20 protein-coding genes are annotated in these 18,911 nt (G+C 62.8%); 16 read left to right on the top strand and 4 right to left on the bottom strand.

Features of this window, described 5'->3' with window-relative positions; translation table 11 throughout:
• Position 1: 1 nt before the first annotated feature.
• From sdhD to AB2B41_RS15560, 9 genes are all read left to right on the top strand, one after another.
• Complete coding sequence (sdhD, locus tag AB2B41_RS15600; protein ID WP_367878740.1) at positions 2 to 373, top strand: succinate dehydrogenase, hydrophobic membrane anchor protein; 372 nt, start codon at positions 2 to 4, stop codon at positions 371 to 373.
• A gap of 24 nt (positions 374 to 397) precedes the next feature.
• The gene (gene sdhA / locus AB2B41_RS15595; RefSeq protein WP_367878739.1) at positions 398 to 2,203 is read left to right on the top strand and encodes a succinate dehydrogenase flavoprotein subunit; all 1,806 of its coding nucleotides are present in this window, start codon (positions 398 to 400) and stop codon (positions 2,201 to 2,203) included.
• On the top strand, positions 2,203 to 2,652 hold the full coding sequence (locus AB2B41_RS15590) for a hypothetical protein (protein ID WP_367878738.1): 450 nt from the start codon (positions 2,203 to 2,205) through the stop codon (positions 2,650 to 2,652). Before sdhA ends, AB2B41_RS15590 begins: the two co-directional genes overlap by 1 nt.
• Before the next feature lie 16 nt (positions 2,653 to 2,668).
• On the top strand, positions 2,669 to 2,998 hold the full coding sequence (locus AB2B41_RS15585; RefSeq protein ID WP_367878737.1) for a hypothetical protein: 330 nt from the start codon (positions 2,669 to 2,671) through the stop codon (positions 2,996 to 2,998).
• Between the two features lie 5 nt (positions 2,999 to 3,003).
• Positions 3,004 to 3,798, top strand: coding sequence for an FkbM family methyltransferase (locus tag AB2B41_RS15580; RefSeq protein WP_367878736.1), 795 nt, complete (start codon positions 3,004 to 3,006; stop codon positions 3,796 to 3,798).
• A 49-nt stretch (positions 3,799 to 3,847) separates the two neighbouring features.
• The gene (locus AB2B41_RS15575; RefSeq protein ID WP_367878735.1) at positions 3,848 to 4,627 is read left to right on the top strand and encodes a succinate dehydrogenase iron-sulfur subunit; all 780 of its coding nucleotides are present in this window, start codon (positions 3,848 to 3,850) and stop codon (positions 4,625 to 4,627) included.
• Between the two features lie 74 nt (positions 4,628 to 4,701).
• Positions 4,702 to 4,932: a hypothetical protein gene (locus AB2B41_RS15570; protein WP_367878734.1), complete on the top strand. Its 231-nt coding sequence runs from the start codon at positions 4,702 to 4,704 to the stop codon at positions 4,930 to 4,932.
• Positions 4,933 to 4,996: 64 nt separating this feature from the next.
• Complete coding sequence (locus AB2B41_RS15565; RefSeq protein WP_367878733.1) at positions 4,997 to 6,643, top strand: FAD-binding dehydrogenase; 1,647 nt, start codon at positions 4,997 to 4,999, stop codon at positions 6,641 to 6,643.
• Entirely contained in the window at positions 6,640 to 7,485 is an 846-nt protein-coding gene (locus AB2B41_RS15560) for an urea carboxylase-associated family protein (RefSeq protein WP_367878732.1), read from the top strand. Before AB2B41_RS15565 ends, AB2B41_RS15560 begins: the two co-directional genes overlap by 4 nt.
• 71 nt (positions 7,486 to 7,556) lie before the next feature.
• On the opposite strand, the gene deoD is transcribed toward AB2B41_RS15560, so the two are convergent.
• The 3 genes from deoD to AB2B41_RS15545 all read right to left on the bottom strand — a co-directional run bounded on the left by deoD (position 7,557) and on the right by AB2B41_RS15545 (position 10,876).
• Positions 7,557 to 8,261 carry a purine-nucleoside phosphorylase gene (deoD, locus tag AB2B41_RS15555; RefSeq protein WP_367878731.1) on the bottom strand — a complete coding sequence of 235 codons (705 nt, stop codon included), beginning with the start codon at positions 8,259 to 8,261 and terminating at the stop codon, positions 7,557 to 7,559.
• A 219-nt stretch (positions 8,262 to 8,480) separates the two neighbouring features.
• On the bottom strand, positions 8,481 to 8,825 hold the full coding sequence (locus tag AB2B41_RS15550) for an H-NS histone family protein (protein ID WP_367878730.1): 345 nt from the start codon (positions 8,823 to 8,825) through the stop codon (positions 8,481 to 8,483).
• Positions 8,826 to 8,908: 83 nt separating this feature from the next.
• Positions 8,909 to 10,876, bottom strand: a complete 1,968-nt coding sequence (locus tag AB2B41_RS15545) for a methylmalonyl-CoA mutase family protein (protein ID WP_367878729.1) — start codon at positions 10,874 to 10,876, stop codon at positions 8,909 to 8,911.
• Between the two features lie 209 nt (positions 10,877 to 11,085).
• On the opposite strand from AB2B41_RS15545, the gene AB2B41_RS15540 reads away from it, so the two are divergent.
• The 7 genes from AB2B41_RS15540 (at position 11,086) to AB2B41_RS15510 (ending at position 18,102) form a co-directional block, all read left to right on the top strand.
• Positions 11,086 to 12,456 (top strand): 1-acyl-sn-glycerol-3-phosphate acyltransferase, encoded by a 1,371-nt coding sequence (locus AB2B41_RS15540; RefSeq protein ID WP_367878728.1) that lies wholly within the window; start codon positions 11,086 to 11,088, stop codon positions 12,454 to 12,456.
• Between the two features lie 143 nt (positions 12,457 to 12,599).
• Complete coding sequence (gene ccrA / locus AB2B41_RS15535) at positions 12,600 to 13,880, top strand: crotonyl-CoA carboxylase/reductase (protein WP_367878727.1); 1,281 nt, start codon at positions 12,600 to 12,602, stop codon at positions 13,878 to 13,880.
• Between the two features lie 234 nt (positions 13,881 to 14,114).
• Complete coding sequence (locus tag AB2B41_RS15530; RefSeq protein WP_367878726.1) at positions 14,115 to 14,303, top strand: hypothetical protein; 189 nt, start codon at positions 14,115 to 14,117, stop codon at positions 14,301 to 14,303.
• Positions 14,251 to 14,970, top strand: coding sequence for a helix-turn-helix transcriptional regulator (locus AB2B41_RS15525; protein WP_367878725.1), 720 nt, complete (start codon positions 14,251 to 14,253; stop codon positions 14,968 to 14,970). The genes AB2B41_RS15530 and AB2B41_RS15525 overlap by 53 nt, the downstream gene beginning before the upstream one ends.
• 214 nt (positions 14,971 to 15,184) lie before the next feature.
• Positions 15,185 to 15,820 carry an acyl-homoserine-lactone synthase gene (locus tag AB2B41_RS15520; RefSeq protein ID WP_367878724.1) on the top strand — a complete coding sequence of 212 codons (636 nt, stop codon included), beginning with the start codon at positions 15,185 to 15,187 and terminating at the stop codon, positions 15,818 to 15,820.
• A gap of 51 nt (positions 15,821 to 15,871) precedes the next feature.
• A complete protein-coding gene (locus AB2B41_RS15515; RefSeq protein WP_367878723.1) occupies positions 15,872 to 17,407 on the top strand; it encodes an ATP-dependent DNA helicase in 1,536 nt (511 codons plus the stop codon).
• A complete protein-coding gene (locus tag AB2B41_RS15510; protein ID WP_367878722.1) occupies positions 17,404 to 18,102 on the top strand; it encodes an SDR family oxidoreductase in 699 nt (232 codons plus the stop codon). The genes AB2B41_RS15515 and AB2B41_RS15510 overlap by 4 nt, the downstream gene beginning before the upstream one ends.
• Before the next feature lie 58 nt (positions 18,103 to 18,160).
• On the opposite strand, the gene AB2B41_RS15505 is transcribed toward AB2B41_RS15510, so the two are convergent.
• Positions 18,161 to 18,613 carry a hypothetical protein gene (locus AB2B41_RS15505; protein ID WP_367878721.1) on the bottom strand — a complete coding sequence of 151 codons (453 nt, stop codon included), beginning with the start codon at positions 18,611 to 18,613 and terminating at the stop codon, positions 18,161 to 18,163.
• Between the last annotated feature and the right edge of the window lie 298 nt (positions 18,614 to 18,911).

The raw sequence follows: 18,911 nt of genomic DNA, 5'->3' as shown, positions 1-18,911 counted from the left end.
GATGGCTTATCTGACAGACCGCAAGCGCGCGATGGGGCTGGGTTCGGCCAAGTCGGGCACGGAGCATTTCTGGTCGATGAAGGTCAGCTCGGTGGCGTTGCTGATCCTCGTGCCTCTGTTTGTCTTTACCTTCGGCGCGGCGCTGGGCGGGACTTACGAGGAAATCCTCGCCTACTACAGACGTCCGACGCCCGCGATCATAGCGGCGCTGACGCTGGCGGTGGGGTTCAAGCATTTCAACGACGGCTGTCAGACGCTGATCGAAGACTATGTGCACGGAACCGCGCAGAAGATCACGATCATCCTGATGACCTGTCTGAGCTACGGCGCGGCGGCGGTGGGCATTTTTGCCATCGCCAAGCTGGCGCTTTGATTTCATTCCCGAGGGGAGAACGATATGGCCGCATATGATTATGAAACCCACGAATACGATGTGGTTGTCGTGGGCGCCGGCGGGGCCGGGCTGCGCGCGACACTGGGCATGGCGGAGCAGGGGCTGCGCACGGCCTGTATTTCCAAGGTTTTCCCGACCCGCTCGCACACGGTGGCGGCACAGGGTGGCATCGCCGCATCCCTGAGCAACATGGGGCCCGACAATTGGCAATGGCATATGTATGACACGGTCAAGGGCTCGGACTGGCTGGGTGATACGGACGCGATGGAGTACTTGGCGCGTGAGGCGCCGAAGGCGGTCTATGAGCTGGAGCATTACGGTGTGCCGTTCAGCCGGACCGAGGACGGGAAGATTTACCAGCGTCCGTTTGGCGGGCACACCACGGAATTCGGGGAAGGCCCGCCGGTGCAGCGGACCTGTGCCGCCGCGGACCGGACCGGGCACGCGATCCTGCACACGCTTTATGGACAGTCGCTGAAAAACAACGCGGAGTTCTACATCGAGTATTTCGCGATCGACCTGATCATGTCGGATGACGGCGTGTGTCAGGGTGTGCTCTGCTGGAAGCTGGACGATGGCACGATGCACCTATTTGCCGCAAAGATGGTTGTTCTGGCGACGGGTGGCTATGGCCGGGCCTATTTCTCGGCGACCTCTGCGCATACCTGCACTGGCGACGGTGGCGGGATGACCGCGCGGGCGGGTCTGCCGCTGCAGGACATGGAGTTCGTGCAGTTCCACCCGACGGGCATCTACGGTGCCGGGTGCCTGATCACCGAAGGGGCACGCGGCGAGGGCGGGTACCTCACCAACTCCGAGGGCGAGCGGTTCATGGAGCGCTATGCGCCGACCTACAAGGACCTCGCGTCGCGTGACGTGGTTTCGCGCTGCATGACGATGGAAATCCGCGAAGGGCGTGGTGTGGGTGAGAACAAGGACCACATCCATCTGCACCTGAACCACCTGCCGCCCGAGACGCTGGAACTCCGTCTGCCGGGGATTTCGGAAAGCGCGCGTATCTTTGCGGGCGTGGACGTGACGAAAGAGCCGATCCCGGTGCTGCCGACGGTGCACTATAACATGGGCGGTATTCCGACGAACTACTGGGGCGAGGTGCTGGCACCGACCAAGGACAACCCGGACAATGTGTCGCCCGGCCTGATGGCCGTGGGTGAAGCGGGTTGTGCATCGGTGCATGGGGCGAACCGGTTGGGGTCGAATTCGCTGATCGACCTTGTGGTGTTCGGGCGCGCGGCTGCGATCCGGGCCAAGGAAGTGGTGGATGCCGAGGCGCCCGTGCCGACGCCGAACAAGCGGTCGGTCGAGGCGGCTTTCTCGCGCTTTGACGGGTTGCGCTATGCCAACGGGCATGTGCCCACGGCCGAGTTGCGGCTGGAGATGCAGAAGACGATGCAGGCGGATGCCGCCGTTTTCCGCACCGACAAGACGCTGGCCGAGGGTGAGGAGAAAATGAAGAACGTCGCGGGCAAGCTCGATGATCTGCATGTGACGGACAAGAGCCTCGTCTGGAACTCGGACCTGATGGAGACGCTGGAGCTGACCAACCTGATGCCAAATGCGGTGGCGACGATCACGGCGGCGGCGGCGCGTAAAGAATCGCGCGGTGCGCATGCGCATGAGGATTATCCGGACCGCGACGACGAGAACTGGCGCAAGCATTCGCTGATCTGGTTCAAGGGGAACGAGGCGTCGCTGGGTTTCCGGGGCGTGCATCTGAAGCCGCTCACGAGCCACAACGAGGGTGGGATCGACCTCAAGAAGATCGCACCGAAGGCGAGGGTTTACTGATGCGCATTCTTGCTGCCGCTCTTACCGCACTGCTGATGGCTTCCGCGCCGCTTGTTGTCAGCGCACAGACCTCGGCCGACCCTGCGTCACAGCGTCAGGCGATCCTCGCCTGCAAGCGGGAGCTTGGCATCGGCGGGCTGGCGCAGATGCGGACGACCTGGCAATCGAGAACGCTGTTCGGCGGGACATCGGTGGTTCGGATCGAGCCTTATGACCAGGTGACCCCGGAAGCGGCCGCACGGATCAACGAATGTGCGGCACGTGCCACGGGCGTGGCAGCGGCCGAGCCCGTCGCGGTTAGCGCGCCTGTTGTGCCCGCGCCGACCTATGATCCGGATGCGGCATTCCAGGCAGAGGTTGATTTCTGGCGTACGCTGACCTGCCCGCCGGGGTATTCCGGTTTTTTCCGGGGCACGCTTTACTGTGGCAACGGGCGGTTGATGCGCTGAGGGTTTCTGCGATCAGATGAGGCTTCTTGCGGTTGCGATACTGGTTTTCGTCTCGGCCTGCACGCAGGTGCAGCAGGCCGTTGACGATACCGCGCGGCAGGGGGCCATGGGCGTCGTGACCGAGACGCTGGCGACGCGGTTCCCGCAGGTGCCGAAGGAGCTGATCACGCCCTTTACCGATTGCATTATCGACAATGCCACGGCGTTGGAAATCCGCGAGTTTGCCCGTGCCGCTGTCGTCGGCGTCAACGATAACACGGTGGCGACGGCACGCGCGGTGCTGTCGCGGCCCGAGACGACGCAGTGCATTCAGAGCCGTGCTGTGGGCAACGGGATACTGGGGTGATGGGGATGATGGATCACCCTCATGCCGATCCGGGGATGAGTGCGGCATTGCGCGCGGCGTTTCGCAATTCCGACAAGAAGATGCGGCAGACGCTGGTGCCGATCCTGCCGCCGGAGGTGGTGTCTTTCGCGGGTGTCCGGATGTACGTGGACCCGCGTGACAATTACACCGACCGGATGATCTGGCGCGATGGCCAGCCGCCGGAGATGCAGTGCCTGACGGCGCTCACCGAGATGGTCGAGGGGCGCAATGCCTTCGTGCTGGATATCGGGGCGAATTCAGGGGCCTATGCGGTGCCTTTGGGCGTGGCGGCGGGCGCCGGGAGCCGCGTGATCGCTTTTGAGCCTGCGCCCGCGATGATCGGGCGGCTGGGGTACAACATCCGCCTGAACGGTCTGGGCGAAGTGGTGCGGATCGAGGGATGTGCGCTGGGCGCTGAGCGCGGTGAGGCGGTGCTGAACTACCGCTCGCGGAATTTCGGGCAGGCGTCGCTGATGCCGATCCGGCCGGGGGTGCGGGATGGCGGGACGCTGGTGCCGGTGCGGCCTTTGAGCGACTTTATTGGCGAGGCCGAGGGCCACGATATTTCGGTCCTCAAGATCGACGTCGAAGGTGCCGAGGTGGCAGTGCTGCAGCCGCTGCTGGACGCGGGCGGCTGGCTGCCCGACGCGATGCTGGTCGAGACGGACCATGCGGACACCTGGGAGGTGGACCTGGTGGCACGCATCAAGGATTTGGGTTTCGAGATCACGCTCGAAGCCGAACAGAATACGCTTTTCGTCCGCAAGGGCGGGGCATGAGAATGGACATCAAACAGGCAGGTCTCTGCCCACGACAAGGAGAAGCGACATGGTTCAGCTGACACTCCCCAAGAATTCCCGCATCACGCGGGGCAAGACATGGCCACGTCCGGAAGGGGCCAAGAACGTCAAGGAGTTCCAGATTTACCGCTGGTCCCCGGATGATGACAAAAACCCGGCGATCGACACCTATTTCGTCGATATGGACAATTGCGGACCGATGATCCTGGACGCGCTGATCAAGATCAAGAACGAGATCGACCCGACGCTGACCTTCCGCCGCTCCTGCCGCGAAGGGATTTGCGGGTCCTGCGCGATGAACATCGACGGGATCAACACGCTGGCCTGCACCTATGGCGTGGACGAGGTGAAAGGTGCGGTGAAGATCTATCCGCTGCCGCATATGCCTGTGGTCAAGGACCTGATCCCGGATCTGACGCATTTCTACGCCCAGCATGCGAGTATCAAGCCCTGGCTGGAAACCGAGACACCGGCGCCCGCGAAGGAGTGGAAGCAGTCCATCGAGGACCGCGAAAAGCTGGACGGGCTTTACGAGTGCATCATGTGTGCCTGCTGTTCGACCTCTTGCCCGTCCTACTGGTGGAACGGCGACCGGTACCTGGGGCCGGCGGCGCTGCTGCATGCTTATCGCTGGATCATCGACAGCCGGGACGAGGGCACGGGCGAGCGGCTGGATGACCTTGAGGACCCGTTCAAGCTTTATCGCTGCCACACGATCATGAACTGCGCCAAGACCTGCCCCAAGGGCCTGAACCCGGCGGCGGCGATTGCGAAGATCAAGAAGCTGATGGTGGAGCGGACGGTCTGAGGCCGCTCTTTCCAAATTTTTCGGTGGACAATCGTTCGAGCGGTGATCGCCGACAGGAGACGTGAGGCTTGGCAATGGAGACCGAACAGGCGGTTCTTCTGCTGGGCGGACTTTTTGCCTTCATCATCATCATACTTCTTGGGCGGCGTCCGCGCCGCGCAAAGCGCTGCAGGTGGCGCAAAAGCATGACTGGCAGCCGAGGCAGTCTGATCAAGTACACCTGCGCAACCTGCGGCAGTGAAGCCTATCGAAGCAACGGTAAGCCGGACAGCTGCCTGGCGAAGTTGAAGACACCGGGGTTGTGACCCCGCGTATTTCTCGACAAGCCGCGCGAGCGCGCGCTAACGTTTCCCCAACCGGGGGGACATAATGACGGATTTCAAGGCAGATATCATCATCGTGGGTGCCGGGCTTGCCGGTATGGTCGCAGCCCATGAGGCCGTGCGGCGCGGGCGCACGGTGCTGATGGTCGACCAGGAGGGGCAGAAGTCCCTCGGCGGGCAGGCGTTCTGGTCGTTGGGCGGGCTCTTCATGGTGAACACGCCAGAGCAGCGGCGGCTGGGGATCAGGGACAGCAAGGATCTGGCGCTGAAGGACTGGATGGGCTCGGCGCAGTTCGACCGGCCCGAAGATGCCAATCCGCGTGCCTATGCGGAGGCCTTCATCGACTGGGCGGGCGGGGGCATGCGTCAGTGGTGCTACGCCCTTGGCATGCGCTGGTTTCCCGTTGTTGGCTGGGCCGAGCGCGGGGGTGAGATGGCCCATGGGCACGGCAATTCGGTGCCGCGGTTTCATATCACCTGGGGGACCGGGACGGGGGTGGTGAAGCCCTTTGCGGAATTGATGGTGAAATATGCCGCTGCAGGGCAGATGAAGCTGCTGTTCCGGCACCGGGTGACGGAACTGGTGACGACCGATGGTGCGGTGACCGGGGTACGCGGCGACGTGCTGGAGCGCACGACGGCGTTACGGGGGCAGAGCACCTCGCGCGAGGTGGTCGGGGATTTCGAGCTGAGCGCGGAGAGCGTGGTGCTGACCACCGGCGGGATCGGCGGCAATCATGATTTGGTGCGCAAGCATTGGCCCGAGGCGCGGCTCGGGAAGGCACCCAAACGCATGGTCGCGGGGGTGCCGGACTACGTCGATGGCAGGATGCACGGGATCGCGGCACAGGCGGGTGCGGGCCTGATCAACGAGGATCGGATGTGGCACTATTGCGAGGGGCTGCAGAACTGGAACCCGATCTGGCCCAACCACGGTATCCGCGTGCTGCCGGGGCCGTCGTCGATTTGGTTCGACGCCAAGGGGGACCGGATGGAGGCGCCTTATCTGCCGGGTTTCGACACGCTGGGGACGCTGCGGCGAATCCTGAAGGCGGGGGAGCATTCGTGGTTCATCCTGACCCAGAAGATCATCGAGAAGGAATTCGCGCTGTCGGGCTCTGAACAGAACGCGGACCTGACCGAGGGCGGCTGGATGGACGTGCTCAAGGCGCGGCTGGGCAAGGGGGCGACACCGGCGGTGGAGGCCTTCAAGCAGAAGGGCGCGGATTTCGTCGTGGCGAATGATCTCGAGACGCTGGTGGCGGAGATGAACAAGATCACGCCGGAGCATCCGCTGGACCTTGCGCATATCCGCGCCCAGATCGAGGCGCGGGATGCGCAGGTCGCGAATCCCTTTTGCAAGGATGCGCAGATCACCGCGATCAACGGGGCGCGGAACTACAAGGGCGACAGGCTGATTCGGACGGCCAAGCCGCATCGTATCCTTGACCGGATGGCGGGGCCGCTGATTGCCGTGCGGCTGAACGTGCTGACTCGCAAGTCGCTGGGCGGCTTGCATACGGATATTGAGGGACGGGTGCTGACGCCGAAGGGGGATGTGCTGCCGGGGCTTTATGCGGCGGGCGAGGTCTGTGGTTTCGGTGGGGGCGGGTATCACGGGTACAACGCGCTGGAGGGAACGTTCCTCGGCGGTTGCCTTTTCTCGGGCCGGATCGCGGGGGAACACGCGTGAGCGGGGCGCCGAGCGATGCGGAGAGGCGGCGAGCGGTCAAGCCGGTCATCTGTTACCCGGTCGAGACGCTGCCGCAGCCTGACATGGCGCTCTACGCCCGTGCGCGGGAGGGGCTGACGAAAACGGGCGAGGTCATCGTGCCACCGCGCGATGCGGCGACCTTCAAGGTGCCGGCGGGGCATTTCTTTCGCATCACCAGCATCGAGGGGCCGCAGGTGGGCGACCTGAACCTGTGGAATGCGCGGGACCTGTCAGAGCGTTTCTATTCCGGCAAGACACGTGCGCTGCACGGCACCCATCTGACCACCGGGGAGCGGATGTGGTCGTCCTTTCCGGGGATGCGGCCGATGGCGACGATCACCCATGATACGCTTGACTGGTACGGTGTCGACGCTTTCGGCGGATCGGTCCATGACGTGATCGGCACGCGGTGCGACCCCTATACGCATAACCTGCTGTCGGGGGGGCAGTATCACCATTGCTGCCATTCGAACCTGACGCGGGCGATGGCGAAACATCTCGGTGTGTCCGTGCACGAGGCCGAGGCGCATGTCCACGATGTACTGAACGTCTTCATGTGCACCGGATTCACGCGGGACACCGGCCAGTACTTCATGAAGGCAAGCCCGGTGCGGCCCGGCGATTTCATCGAATTCTTCGCCGAGATCGACCTCCTCGGCGCGCTGAGCGCCTGTCCGGGCGGCGATTGCTCGGCCGAACATTCATCCGATGCGGCGCGGTGCTATCCGCTGCTGGTCGAGGTGTTTGCGCCCCGGGAAGGCGCATTGGCCGGTTGGTCACCGCCCCCGCTGAACGGCTATGACCGCTGCCACGGAACCTGAGCGCCAACGTCCCGCTTCATCTTTCCAATACAACTCATTCCCGCCCGCGTAACCCGCGAGCGGTTTGAGGTTCAGGCGAAGGCCGCCTCAAGCGCGATTTCGACCATGTCGCCGAAGCTGCGCTCGCGGTCCTCGGACGGCAGCGCCTCGCCTGTCTGGAGATGGTCCGAGACCGTCAGCACCGCCAGCGCGCGGCGCTTGTGGCGGGCGGCGAGGGTATAGAGCTCGGCTGCCTCCATCTCGACCCCGAGGATGCCGTGGCGCACCATCTGTTCGTCAAGATCGGGGCGTTCGGCGTAGAAGACGTCGGAGGAGTAAATGCCGCCGACATGGGTCCTGGTGCCCTTCGCCTCGGCCGCGGCGACGGCGGCGCGGAGCAGGGACCAGTCGGCGCAGGGGGCGAAATTCACCTCACGGAAGATGCCGGAGGAGGGCGAGGTGATGGTGCTCGCGGTCATGGCGATGATGACGTCTCGGATGCCGACATGGGGTTGCATCCCGCCGCAGGAGCCGATGCGGATCAGCGTCTGGGCGTTGTAGCTGGTGATCAGTTCGTTTGCATAGATCGACAGCGACGGCATGCCCATGCCGGAGCCCTGAATGGTGACGCGATTGCCTTTCCAGGTGCCGGTGAAGCCCAGCATGCCACGCACTTCGTTGACCAGTTCCGCGCCGTCCAGGAACGTTTCGGCCGCCCAGCGGGCGCGGTAGGGATCGCCGGGCATCAAAACGGTTTCGGCAATCTGGCCTGGCTTGGCGCCGATATGAACGGTCATCGCTTTTCCCGTTGGTGTTTTGTCCAGAGTGGCGTGAGAGGCGAGAAGGGGCAAGTGGCGGAATTCGCGTTGCATGAATACACGTCAATGCAACGCGAAATAATCCATTACAACCTGAAGATATCGTCAATGCCGAATCAAACTGAAGAAACCTGATCGACGGTCCCCTGTCATTCGACCAACTTGCCGTCCTGCCTCACACTTTCTGGGCGAGCGAGCTTAAATCGCCATGGACTCGGGCGTTTTTCCCTTTTCTATCTGCGCGCGATACCAATTCGGCTGTCGCCCTTTTCCGGTCCAAGTTTGTTTCGGGTTTTCCGGATTGGCGAATTTCGGCTTTGATTTTGGGCCTGCTGCCTTTGCCCTTGTTTTGCGGGGTTTTTTCGGAGCGGCTGCTCCCTCGGACAGGTCACTCAGGGTAAAGCCGAATTCGGCGGCCGCTTTTTCGGCGGCTTTCTTTGCCTCGCGACGATCGCGGGCCTGAACGTTCGCCAGCGCTTTCTTCACATCCTTAAGATGTTTTTCCAGCTGCTTGGCGCTCATTGATTTCAGATCAATTTCCATGGAAATCCCTTTGTTTGCATTCGGATTATGCATCAGGGATTACCAATAATTTAAGAAAGAAAAAGAGATATCTTTTTCGGAGGCTATTCAGCCGCGACGGCGGCGGGGTCGGCCAGTGTCACGATGTCCTGCATGATCATGTTCAATTCGAAGTCTTTCGGCGTATAAACCCGCGCCACGCCCATGGCTTTCAGCCTGGCCGCGTCATCATCGGGAATGATACCGCCAACGATGACGGGGACGTGGCCAAGACCCGCCTCGCGCATCTGTCCCATAAGGTCTTCCACCAGCGGAATATGGGAGCCGGAGAGAATGGACAGGCCAACGACATGGGCGTCGTCCTTTTTCGCGGCGGCGACGATCTCGGCGGGGGTCAGGCGAATGCCTTCGTAGGAAATGTCCATGCCGCAGTCGCGGGCGCGCACGGCGATTTGTTCTGCTCCGTTTGAATGACCGTCGAGGCCGGGCTTGCCGACCAGGAATTTCAGGCGGCGGCCCAGCTTGTCGCTGACCGCGTCGACGGCGGAACGGAGATCGTCGAGACCTTCGGTCTTGTTGGATTGGCCCTTGGCCACACCGGTCGGGCCCCGGTATTCGCCGTGCACGGCGCGCATCTGTGCGGCCCATTCGCCGGTTGTCACGCCTGCCCTGGCGGCCGCGACGGAAGCGGGCATGACATTGCGGCCCTCGGCGGCCGCGGTGCGCAGGTCGGCAAGGGCCTTTTTCACCGATTCGTCGTCACGCTCGGCGCGCCACGCGTTCAGGCGTTCGATCTGGTCGGCTTCGACGGCGGGGTCCACGACCATGATGCCGCCATCGCCGGTCATCAGGGGCGAGGGTTCGCCCTGTTGCCATTTGTTCACGCCGACGACGACAGTTTCGCCTGCCTCGATACGGCCAAGGCGGTCGGAGTTGCTTTCGACGAGGCGTGATTTCATGTAGTCGATGGCGTCGATTGCGCCGCCCATCTTGTCGAGCAGGGCCAATTCGGCGCGGGCGCCTTCTTTCAATTCCTCGACTTTCGCATCGACCGCCGGGTTGCCGTCGAAAAGGTCGTCGAATTCCAGAAGGTCGGTTTCGTAGGCCAGGATTTGCTGCATCCGCATGGACCACTGCTGGTCCCAGGGGCGGGGCAGGCCGAGGGCTTCGTTCCAGGCGGGCAATTGCACGGCGCGGGCGCGGGCCTTTTTCGACAGCGTCACGGCCAGCATTTCGATGAGAATACGGTAGACGTTATTCTCGGGCTGCTGTTCGGTCAGGCCCAGCGAATTGACCTGCACGCCATAGCGGAAACGGCGGTATTTCGGATCGTCCACGCCGTAGCGGGTTTCGCAAATCTCGTCCCAGAGATCGACGAAGGCGCGCATTTTGCACATCTCCGTCACAAAGCGGATGCCGGCGTTCACGAAGAAAGAAATGCGGCCCACGAGCGCGGGGAAATCCACCGGATCGACGCGCGGGCGGAGTTGGTCCAAGACGGCGGTGGCGGTAGCGAGGGCAAAGGCCAGTTCCTGCTCGGGCGTGGCACCGGCCTCTTGCAGGTGGTAGGAACAGACGTTCATCGGGTTCCACTTGGGCACGTTGGTGTAGCAGTACTCGGCCACGTCCGCGATCATCTTGAGCGAGGGCGCGGGCGGGCAGATGTAGGTGCCGCGCGAGAGGTATTCCTTGATCAGGTCGTTCTGCACGGTGCCTTGCAGTTTCGAAACGTCGGCGCCCTGTTCCTCGGCCACGGCGATGTAGAGGGCGAGCAGCCAGGGAGCTGTCGCGTTGATCGTCATGGAGGTGTTCATCTGTTCGAGCGGGATCTGGTCGAAGAGCGTGCGCATGTCGCCAAGGTGGCAGACCGGCACGCCGACCTTGCCCACTTCGCCGCGCGACAGGACGTGGTCGCTGTCATAACCCGTCTGGGTGGGCAGGTCGAAGGCCACGGACAGGCCCGTCTGACCCTTGGCCAGGTTCGAGCGGTAGAGCGCGTTGGAGGCCGCGGCGGTGGAGTGTCCGGCGTAGGTCCGGATCAGCCAGGGGCGGTCTTTGGTGTGTTCGGCCATGGGGCGCTCCTTGAATCGATTGGGCAATATTGTTGCGTCGAGGCTGACATATGCGACATTTTATGACAATGTCAATTCGCTGCGTTGCGGCATTGTGCGGCACGAAACCGGATCACGCAAGAGGCGGGCGGCGCGGTGCGGTCACAGGTCGGACGTGACGTGCGTGGTCTCTATTGTTCTTGGCCCGTCTCGCTGTAAGGGTGGCACGGATGACTCAGACCGTGCAGTTACCTCTTTGGCTCTTCATCCTGATCGTGCTTTTCGCCATGGTCACGGCGCTCAGTCATTTCCTGATCCCCTCGGTGAGGTGGTTTTTTCGCCGGCGTCTGGAGAAGGCGGTCAAACAGCTTAATACCCGTCTGAAGCGCCCCATCGAGCCGTTCAAGCTGGCGCGGCGCTATGACATGATCCAGCGTTTGATTTACGATCCGGAAGTGTCAAAGGAGATCGTGAATTACGCGCGCCAGAATGGCGTGCCCGAAAACGTGGCGTTTGAAAAGGCGCGCGATTACGCGCGCGAGATCGTGCCGAGTTTCTCTGCCTTTACCTATTTCAGCTTTGCCATTCGGGTTGCGCGGCTGCTGGTGAAATCAGTCTACCGGGTCGAGACGGCGGACGGCAATGCGGCGACCTTCGACGCCATTCCCAAGAACGCCACGGTGGTTTTTGTGATGAACCACCGCTCGAACATGGATTACGTGCTGGTCACTTATCTTGCCGCGCGGGACAGTGCGCTGTCCTATGCCGTGGGTGAATGGGCGCGGGTCTGGCCGCTGAGTTGGCTGATCAAATCGCTGGGCGCGTACTTTATCCGTCGCCGGTCGCGGGGGGACCTCTATCGCAAGGTGCTGGCGCGCTATGTGCAGATGGCGACGGCGGGCGGGGTGAACCAGGCGTTTTATCCCGAGGGCGGGCTGAGCCTGAACGGCAGGTTGCAGGCACCGAAGATGGGGCTGATGTCTTACCTGGTCGAAGGGTTCGACCCCGAGGGTGAGCGCGACGTCGTCTTTGTGCCAGTGGCCATCAACTATGACCGCGTGCTGGAGGACCGGGTGCTGATCGCCGCCGATCAGCGCGGGGACAGGCGGTTCGGGGCGCGGATCACCGTGATTGTGGGGTTCATTCTGCACAAGCTCTGGCAGCGGCTGACGCGGCAGGAGACGCGCTTTGGCGCGGCGGCGGTGGCTTTCGGCGCGCCGCTGTCGCTTCGCGAGGACGGTGTGGGGCGTCCGGTCGAGGTGATGCTTGACGAGTTGATGGACCGGATTGCCCGGACGATGCCCGTGCCTGTCGTGCCGCTGCTGTGTCATGTGCTGCTTGAGAGCGGGCCGCTTGACGAGGCGGCGCTGGAGGCGGGGGTTGCCGAGGCGATGGCGCGTGTCCCGAAAGCGAATCTGGTGGTCAAGGCGGAGGCGCTGGAGCGGGAGATCGCGCGCAGGCTTAAGGGGATGAAGGACCGCGAGTTGATCGAGCTTCACGACGGGCGCTGGCAGGTGTCCCGGGGCCAGGAGCCGGTGCTGCGCTTCTACGCCAACTCGATTGCGCATTTCCTTGAAGGCGATGCTGCAACGGCAAAGTAATTTTCTGCGCCCGCAGGGTCATAAAATTTCAAAAATGGCGGTTCTGAGGTTGCATTGTTGCGCAGAGCCTCATATTCCACTCTGGAAGCGATACGATTCTGCATCGCGGCAATTCAGACAGGCTAACCGACAGGAGGCCCCGCATGGCACTCGACCAAACCATCGCGCAATATGATGCGCCCGAAAAGGACCTCTATGAAATGGGTGAGATCCCGCCCATGGGCTACGTGCCGAAACAGATGTACGCCTGGGCGATCCGCCGCGAGCGTCACGGCGAGCCGAATACGGCGATGCTGGAGGAAGTGGTGGACGTGCCGGCGCTCGACAGCCAAGACGTGCTGGTTCTGGTGATGGCCGCAGGTGTGAACTACAACGGTGTCTGGGCGGCGCTTGGCCAGCCGATCAGCCCCTTCGACGGGCATAAGCAGCCCTATCACATCGCAGGTTCCGATGCAGCGGGCATCGTTTGGGCGGTGGGTGACAAGGTCACCCGCTGGAAGGTGGGTGACGAGGTGGTGATCCACTGCAACCAGGATGATGGCGATGACGAGGAATGCAACGGCGGTGATCCGATGTATTCGCCTTCGCAGCGTATCTGGGGGTACGAGACGCCGGACGGGTCATTTTCGCAGTTCACCCGCGTGCAGTCCCAGCAGCTGATGCCGCGCCCCAAGCACCTGACCTGGGAAGAGGCGGCCTGCTACACGCTGACGCTGGCGACGGCCTACCGGATGCTCTTCGGACACGAGCCGCATGATCTGAAGCCGGGCCAGAACGTGCTGGTCTGGGGCGCGTCGGGCGGTCTGGGGTCCTATGCGATCCAGCTGATCAACACCGCAGGCGCAAACGCCATCGGCGTCATCTCGGACGAAAGTAAGCGGCAGTTCGTCATGGACCTTGGTGCCAAGGGCGTACTGAACCGCAAGGACTTCAACTGCTGGGGTCAGCTTCCAAAGGTGAACACGCCGGAATATGCCACGTGGTTTGCCGAGGCGCGCAAGTTCGGCAAGGCGATCTGGGAGATTACCGGCAAGGGCGTGAACGTCGACATGGTGTTCGAGCACCCGGGCGAGAGCACTTTCCCCGTCTCCACCTTCGTCGTGAAGAAGGGCGGCATGGTGGTGATCTGCGCGGGCACCTCCGGTTTCAACTGTACCTTCGACGTCCGCTACATGTGGATGCACCAGAAGCGCCTGCAGGGCAGCCACTTTGCCCACCTCAAGCAGGCGGCATCGGCCAACAAGCTGATGCTGGAGCGGCGGCTTGACCCCTGCATGTCCGAAGTCTTTGCCTGGAAGGACCTGCCCGAGGCGCACATGAAGATGATGCGCAACGAGCATAAGCCGGGCAACATGTCGGTGCTGGTGCAGTCGCCCACGACGGGGCTCAGGACGCTGGAAGACGCGCTGGAGGCGCGCAAGTAACTTCAGGTTGTTCCCAGCCGGAAAAATCGGCCCGCGAATCCAAGGAGCGATTCGCGGGCCTTTTTGTTGAAGTATTCAACCATCTTGCGAAAACAACTGCTTGCCAGTCTGGCTCCTACCAGATCTGGGGAGTGGAAACCAGCGAATTTCCCATAATCTCTGTGCATGCTAAAGTTGTGTTAACTCCCTGTTAACCATTTGGAAGCGACTCTGACAATGCGAAGTGACTGGATTTTGGACGTTCTTGCCGACTTGAAGACATTCGCCTTGTCGATCGATCTGCCGGCCCTGGCCGAGCAACTGGATGACACCGCAATTGTTGCCATGGCCGAGATCGCCGCCCGCGAAGAGAGGATTGAAGCGCAGGGCCATGGGCAGATTTCACCAGATGGACTTCATTCTGGAGAGTTTGGAGCAAGCTGATACGCTTGCCGGGCTCCAGGCCGCGACCGAAGCGCTGCGCGACCACCTCAACGTCGATCACATCGCCTATCACTGGGTCGATTCCGCGGGCGACCAATACGGCTGCGGCAACCATTCGCTGGCCTGGCAGGAACGGTACATCGCTCAGAATTACCAGCGCATCGACCCGGTGGTGATCGGCTGTTTCCAGCCCTTTCATCCCGTCGATTGGAAGCAGCTTGACTGGTCGTCCAGGGCCGCCCGCGCGTTCCAGCGGGAATCGCTTGACTACGGCGTGGGCAATCAGGGTTTCTCGGTCCCGGTGCGGGGGCCGAACGGGCAGTTCGCGCTCTTTTCCGTCAACAACACGTGCGATGACGATCACTGGGCGGCTTTCATCGCGCGGTATCGTCGCGAGATGGTGCTGATCGGTCATTACCTGAACGAAAAGGCGCTGGAGTTCGAACCGGACCGTCAGCCCGATCCCGCGCAGCCTCTTTCGCCGCGCGAGGTGGATGCGATGACGCTGCTGGCGATCGGGTACAGCCGGGCGCAGGTGGCCGTCGAGCTGCAGATATCCGAGCACACGCTCAGGGCCTACATCGAAAGCGCGCGGTTCAAGCTGGGCGCGCTGAACACGACCCATGCGGTTGCGCGCACCCTGAGCCGGGGGCTGATCGTGGTCTGAGAGGCGCGCGCATCGGCTGCGCCTTTTCGCTTGGAGGGCTGCGGCGGTGTGGAGAGGGCGGAGGTGCGCGCGAGATGCTGTCCCAACCGCGCTGCAGGCTCACCGAAGCTCGTGGGCGTTGCGCGGGACGGGGGTGGCAACGCCCGGTGGTATCAGCACAGATTAAGAATGCGGCCCTAACCCTTCGGTCATCTCTTCCAGACCGGAGCCTTTCATGCTGCGCTATCTCTATTCCGATCAGCTTCACCTTCATCCGCGACTGGCGCGGGCCATGTTCCGCGACCGTGCGGATCAGTTCAGGACCCGGCTGGGCTGGAAGGTGGAGGTTGACAGGCATGGGGAGGAGCGCGACGCCTACGACGCCCTGAACCCGCTCTACGTGATCTGGGAGGAGCCGGACGGGGGGCATGGCGGCTCCATGCGGTTCCTGCCGACGACGGGGCCGGTGATGGTGAACGATATCTTCGGCCATCTGGTGCCGGGTCCGCTTTGCAGTCCGCTGATCTGGGAATGCACGCGGTTCTGCCTGCGGCGCGGTGCGGGGGCGCATGTGGCCGCCGCGCTGATGCTGGGGGGCGGGGAGGTCATGCAGGGATTTGGGGTGAAACATCTGGTGGGTGTCTTTGACGCGCGGATGGTCCGGATCTACCGGATGATCGGTTCCTCTCCGGAGGTGCTGGGCAGCGAAGGCGATGGGCGCAGTCGGATTTCCGTGGGATTGTGGGATTTCACGACCGAGGCGCAGGCGCAGGTCGCGGCCCGCGCCGGTGTCACGCCTGAGCAGTCGCGCTTCTGGTTCGACCAGGCGATGGGCAGCGGTACAGGGTGGGCAAGGGCCAAAACCGCCTGAAGCAGCGCGATGGCGCTGGTCCCTGCCGGGCCCAGCCCTTAGACAGGTGTCATGAACACTGCGCTGACCTATTCCGACGATCAGGCCACGGCCTATGACAGCGTGGCCGAGATGCTGCGCGGGGCGGGCATCGACCTTGAGGACAGTTTGCTTATGCCGCCGCCCGGCGGGGCGGATCAGGTCATGGCGGTGACAGGCAAGGCGGGGTCGGGCAAGACCTTGCTGCTGGCGGAGCTTTACAAGGCGTTGGAGGCCGCCGGGGTCGAGGCGGTATCCGGCGACTACGAAAGCCGGAAACGCCGTGACAAGCGCACGCTGGCAATCCTGGCACCCACCAACAAGGCCGCGAGCGTGCTGCGCCTGCGTGGCGTGCCTGCGACGACCATTCACCGCATTCTTTATACGCCGGTCTATGACCCCGAATACGAACGCATCGCCGAGTGGCTGGCGGGCAGCGGGGAGCGGCCCGAGATCGAGGGGTTGACGCCCGAGGCACTGGATCGCGCGGCGGCCTTCTATGCGGGCAACAAGTCGATCCCCGGGGCGCTGGCGGCGGCGGGACTTCGCGGGTCGGACTTCATCACCGGCTGGAAGCGGCGGGAGGAGCCGCTGGACATCGGGTTCGTCGACGAGGCCTCGATGCTGGATGATAAGCAGTTCGAGGATTTGAAGGAGATCTTTCCGACGCTGCTGCTCTTTGGCGATCCCGCGCAGCTGGCGCCGGTGAACCAGTCGGGGGCCATGGTCTTTGAGCAGTTGCCGAAAAAGCGGGTGCTGACGCTGAACCGCATCTTCCGCCAGGATGCGGACAATCCCATTCTCGATCTGGCCCATGCGCTGGGCGATCCCGCGCTTGGGTTCGAGGATTTCGAGCGGATGGTCGAAGAGAAGGCGCGTAGTGATGACCGTGTCGTCTGGGGACAGCGGGTGGAGGTGGACCTGATGGCGCGCTCGCCCGTGCTGGTCTGGCGGAACGCCACGCGCATCCGGCTGATCAATGCCTTTCGTGCCGTTCATGGCGCGCCGGAGGATGCGCTTTTGGCGGGGGAGCCGCTGATCTGCGACGGGATCGAGTTGCCGTTGAAGCACCGCAAGAAGCGGCTGGATCTGGAGGCGCGGGGGCTGATCAAGGGGGCGCAGGTGATCTTCCTCGGCGAGGGGCGCAAGCCCGGGTTCAGCCGGTTGCATGTCATGGGAGCGGAGGACCCGCAGGTCAGCGCCGCGTCGATCGTCAAGATCGAGAAGCCGGACGAGGAGGAGCCCTTCATTCCCTTTGCCGCGCGTATGGGGGCGACCTTTCTGCACGGGGCAGCGGTGACGATCCACAAGGCGCAGGGCAGCCAGTGGGAGACTGTTCAGGTCTTTGCGCCCGACCTTTGGGCGGCGGCGCGGATGGGCCGCACGGAGGCGGGGCAGCCGCTCTGGAAACGGCTGGCCTATGTGGCGATCACGCGCGCGCAGGAGCGGCTGATCTGGGTGGTGCGCAACAGGCTGTCGAAGCCCAGCGGACCGCTGGTCGTGGATGATCTGAGGGCGTTGCCAGCGGCCCCCCTGACACTGGGTGCAACGGAGGAGGAGACGGGATGAAATCGATCCTGATAACAGGGGCCAGCGGCGGCATTGGCCTTGCCACTGCGGAGCGGTTCCTGACGGAAGGCTGGCGCGTGGGGCTGGTGGCGCGGAGCGCGGACAGGCTGGAGGAGATCGCGGCGCGGCACGAGAACGCGGTTGCACTGCCTGCGGATGTGACGGATGCGGAAGGGCTAGAGGCGGCCTTTGAGGCTTTCGGCGAGCTAGATGTGCTCTTCAACAATGCGGGGATGTTCGGCAAGGCGGCCCCCATTGACGAGATCGCCATCGCGGACTGGGAACAGGTGATGATGGTGAACCTGCACGGGATGTTCCTGGCCGCGCGGCTGGCGTTTGGCCGAATGCGAGCGCAGGGGCGCGGCGGCCGGATCATCAATAACGGGTCCATTTCGGCGCATACGCCGCGCCCGGGGTCGGTCTGCTATACGACGACGAAACACGCGATCACGGGGCTGACGAAATCGCTGTCGCTGGACGGGCGGGAACTGGGCATCTGCTGCGGTCAGATCGATATCGGGAATGCGGAGACCGAGATGGTGGCGCGCCTGAAGGAAGCCAATCCGGGGACAAAGACGATGGATGTGTCCAATGCGGCAGCGGCGGTCTGGCACATGGTCAACGTGACACCGGAGGCGAATGTGCTGTTCATGACCGTTATGGCGAACCGGATGCCGTTTGTAGGGCGGGGGTAGGAGACCGGAGGCCGATGTGTAGCGAAAAGCTGCACTCTGCCTTTCGGTGCCCGAGACCTTATGCGTTTAACGCCTGCGCACCTGTCTGGTTGTTCTCGCGATAAAACCATGCACCGGCAAGCGCTGCCAGGGGCACCTCGAAGACTCCCCAGATCGCCGATACGATGGCGATGCGTGAGGTGACAACGCCACTCAGCGTCAATGATATTCCCATGAGCGCCCAAGCGATCAGCCAAAGCGTAAGACCAGAAAGGATTGCGGTCTTCGGTCCGGGCCCGAAGCGCGGGCGCATCGAAGCATAGAGCCACGTCAGCACAAAGCCGTTGAGGAAGACGACGCTGATCACACCCAGCGAGTGCCAGGTTCCGTGGGTGACGGCTTGGGGGTCTATCGATGTCCCTTCCCAATCGCTGCTCAGAACGAACGAACCAAGGACTGCCTCACCACCGGCAAGCAGGAGTCCGGCCACGATGCCGCCGAGAAGTACACGGGAGTAGTTGATACCTGTCATGATAATTTCCCTCCAAAATTTGAAACCACTTCGCGTCTGCTGCTATCTGAATACGCGCCTTCGTTAGAGAGTTGCTGGAACAGTCCTCGACACCTTGCGCGGGAGTAAGAAATGGTCTGGTCCCTGGACCAAGGGCCGACCTGTTCTCTGCAAGTGCCTCGGGGCTTTATGTGATCTGAAAAGCGACAGTCCTCCCATATCGGTTGGCTGAAACCCAGGGGAAGGTGCGACTTCTTGGCAGCAGACGGCTGCCTGACCATCGCGCCCTCGGGAAAACGGAAGCAGCAAGAGAAAGCTT

The sequence above is a fragment of the Sulfitobacter sediminis genome, assembly GCF_040811725.1.
Taxonomy (GTDB): Bacteria; Pseudomonadota; Alphaproteobacteria; order Rhodobacterales; family Rhodobacteraceae; genus Sulfitobacter; species Sulfitobacter sediminis.
This window is presented reverse-complemented; position numbering and strand designations above follow the sequence as displayed.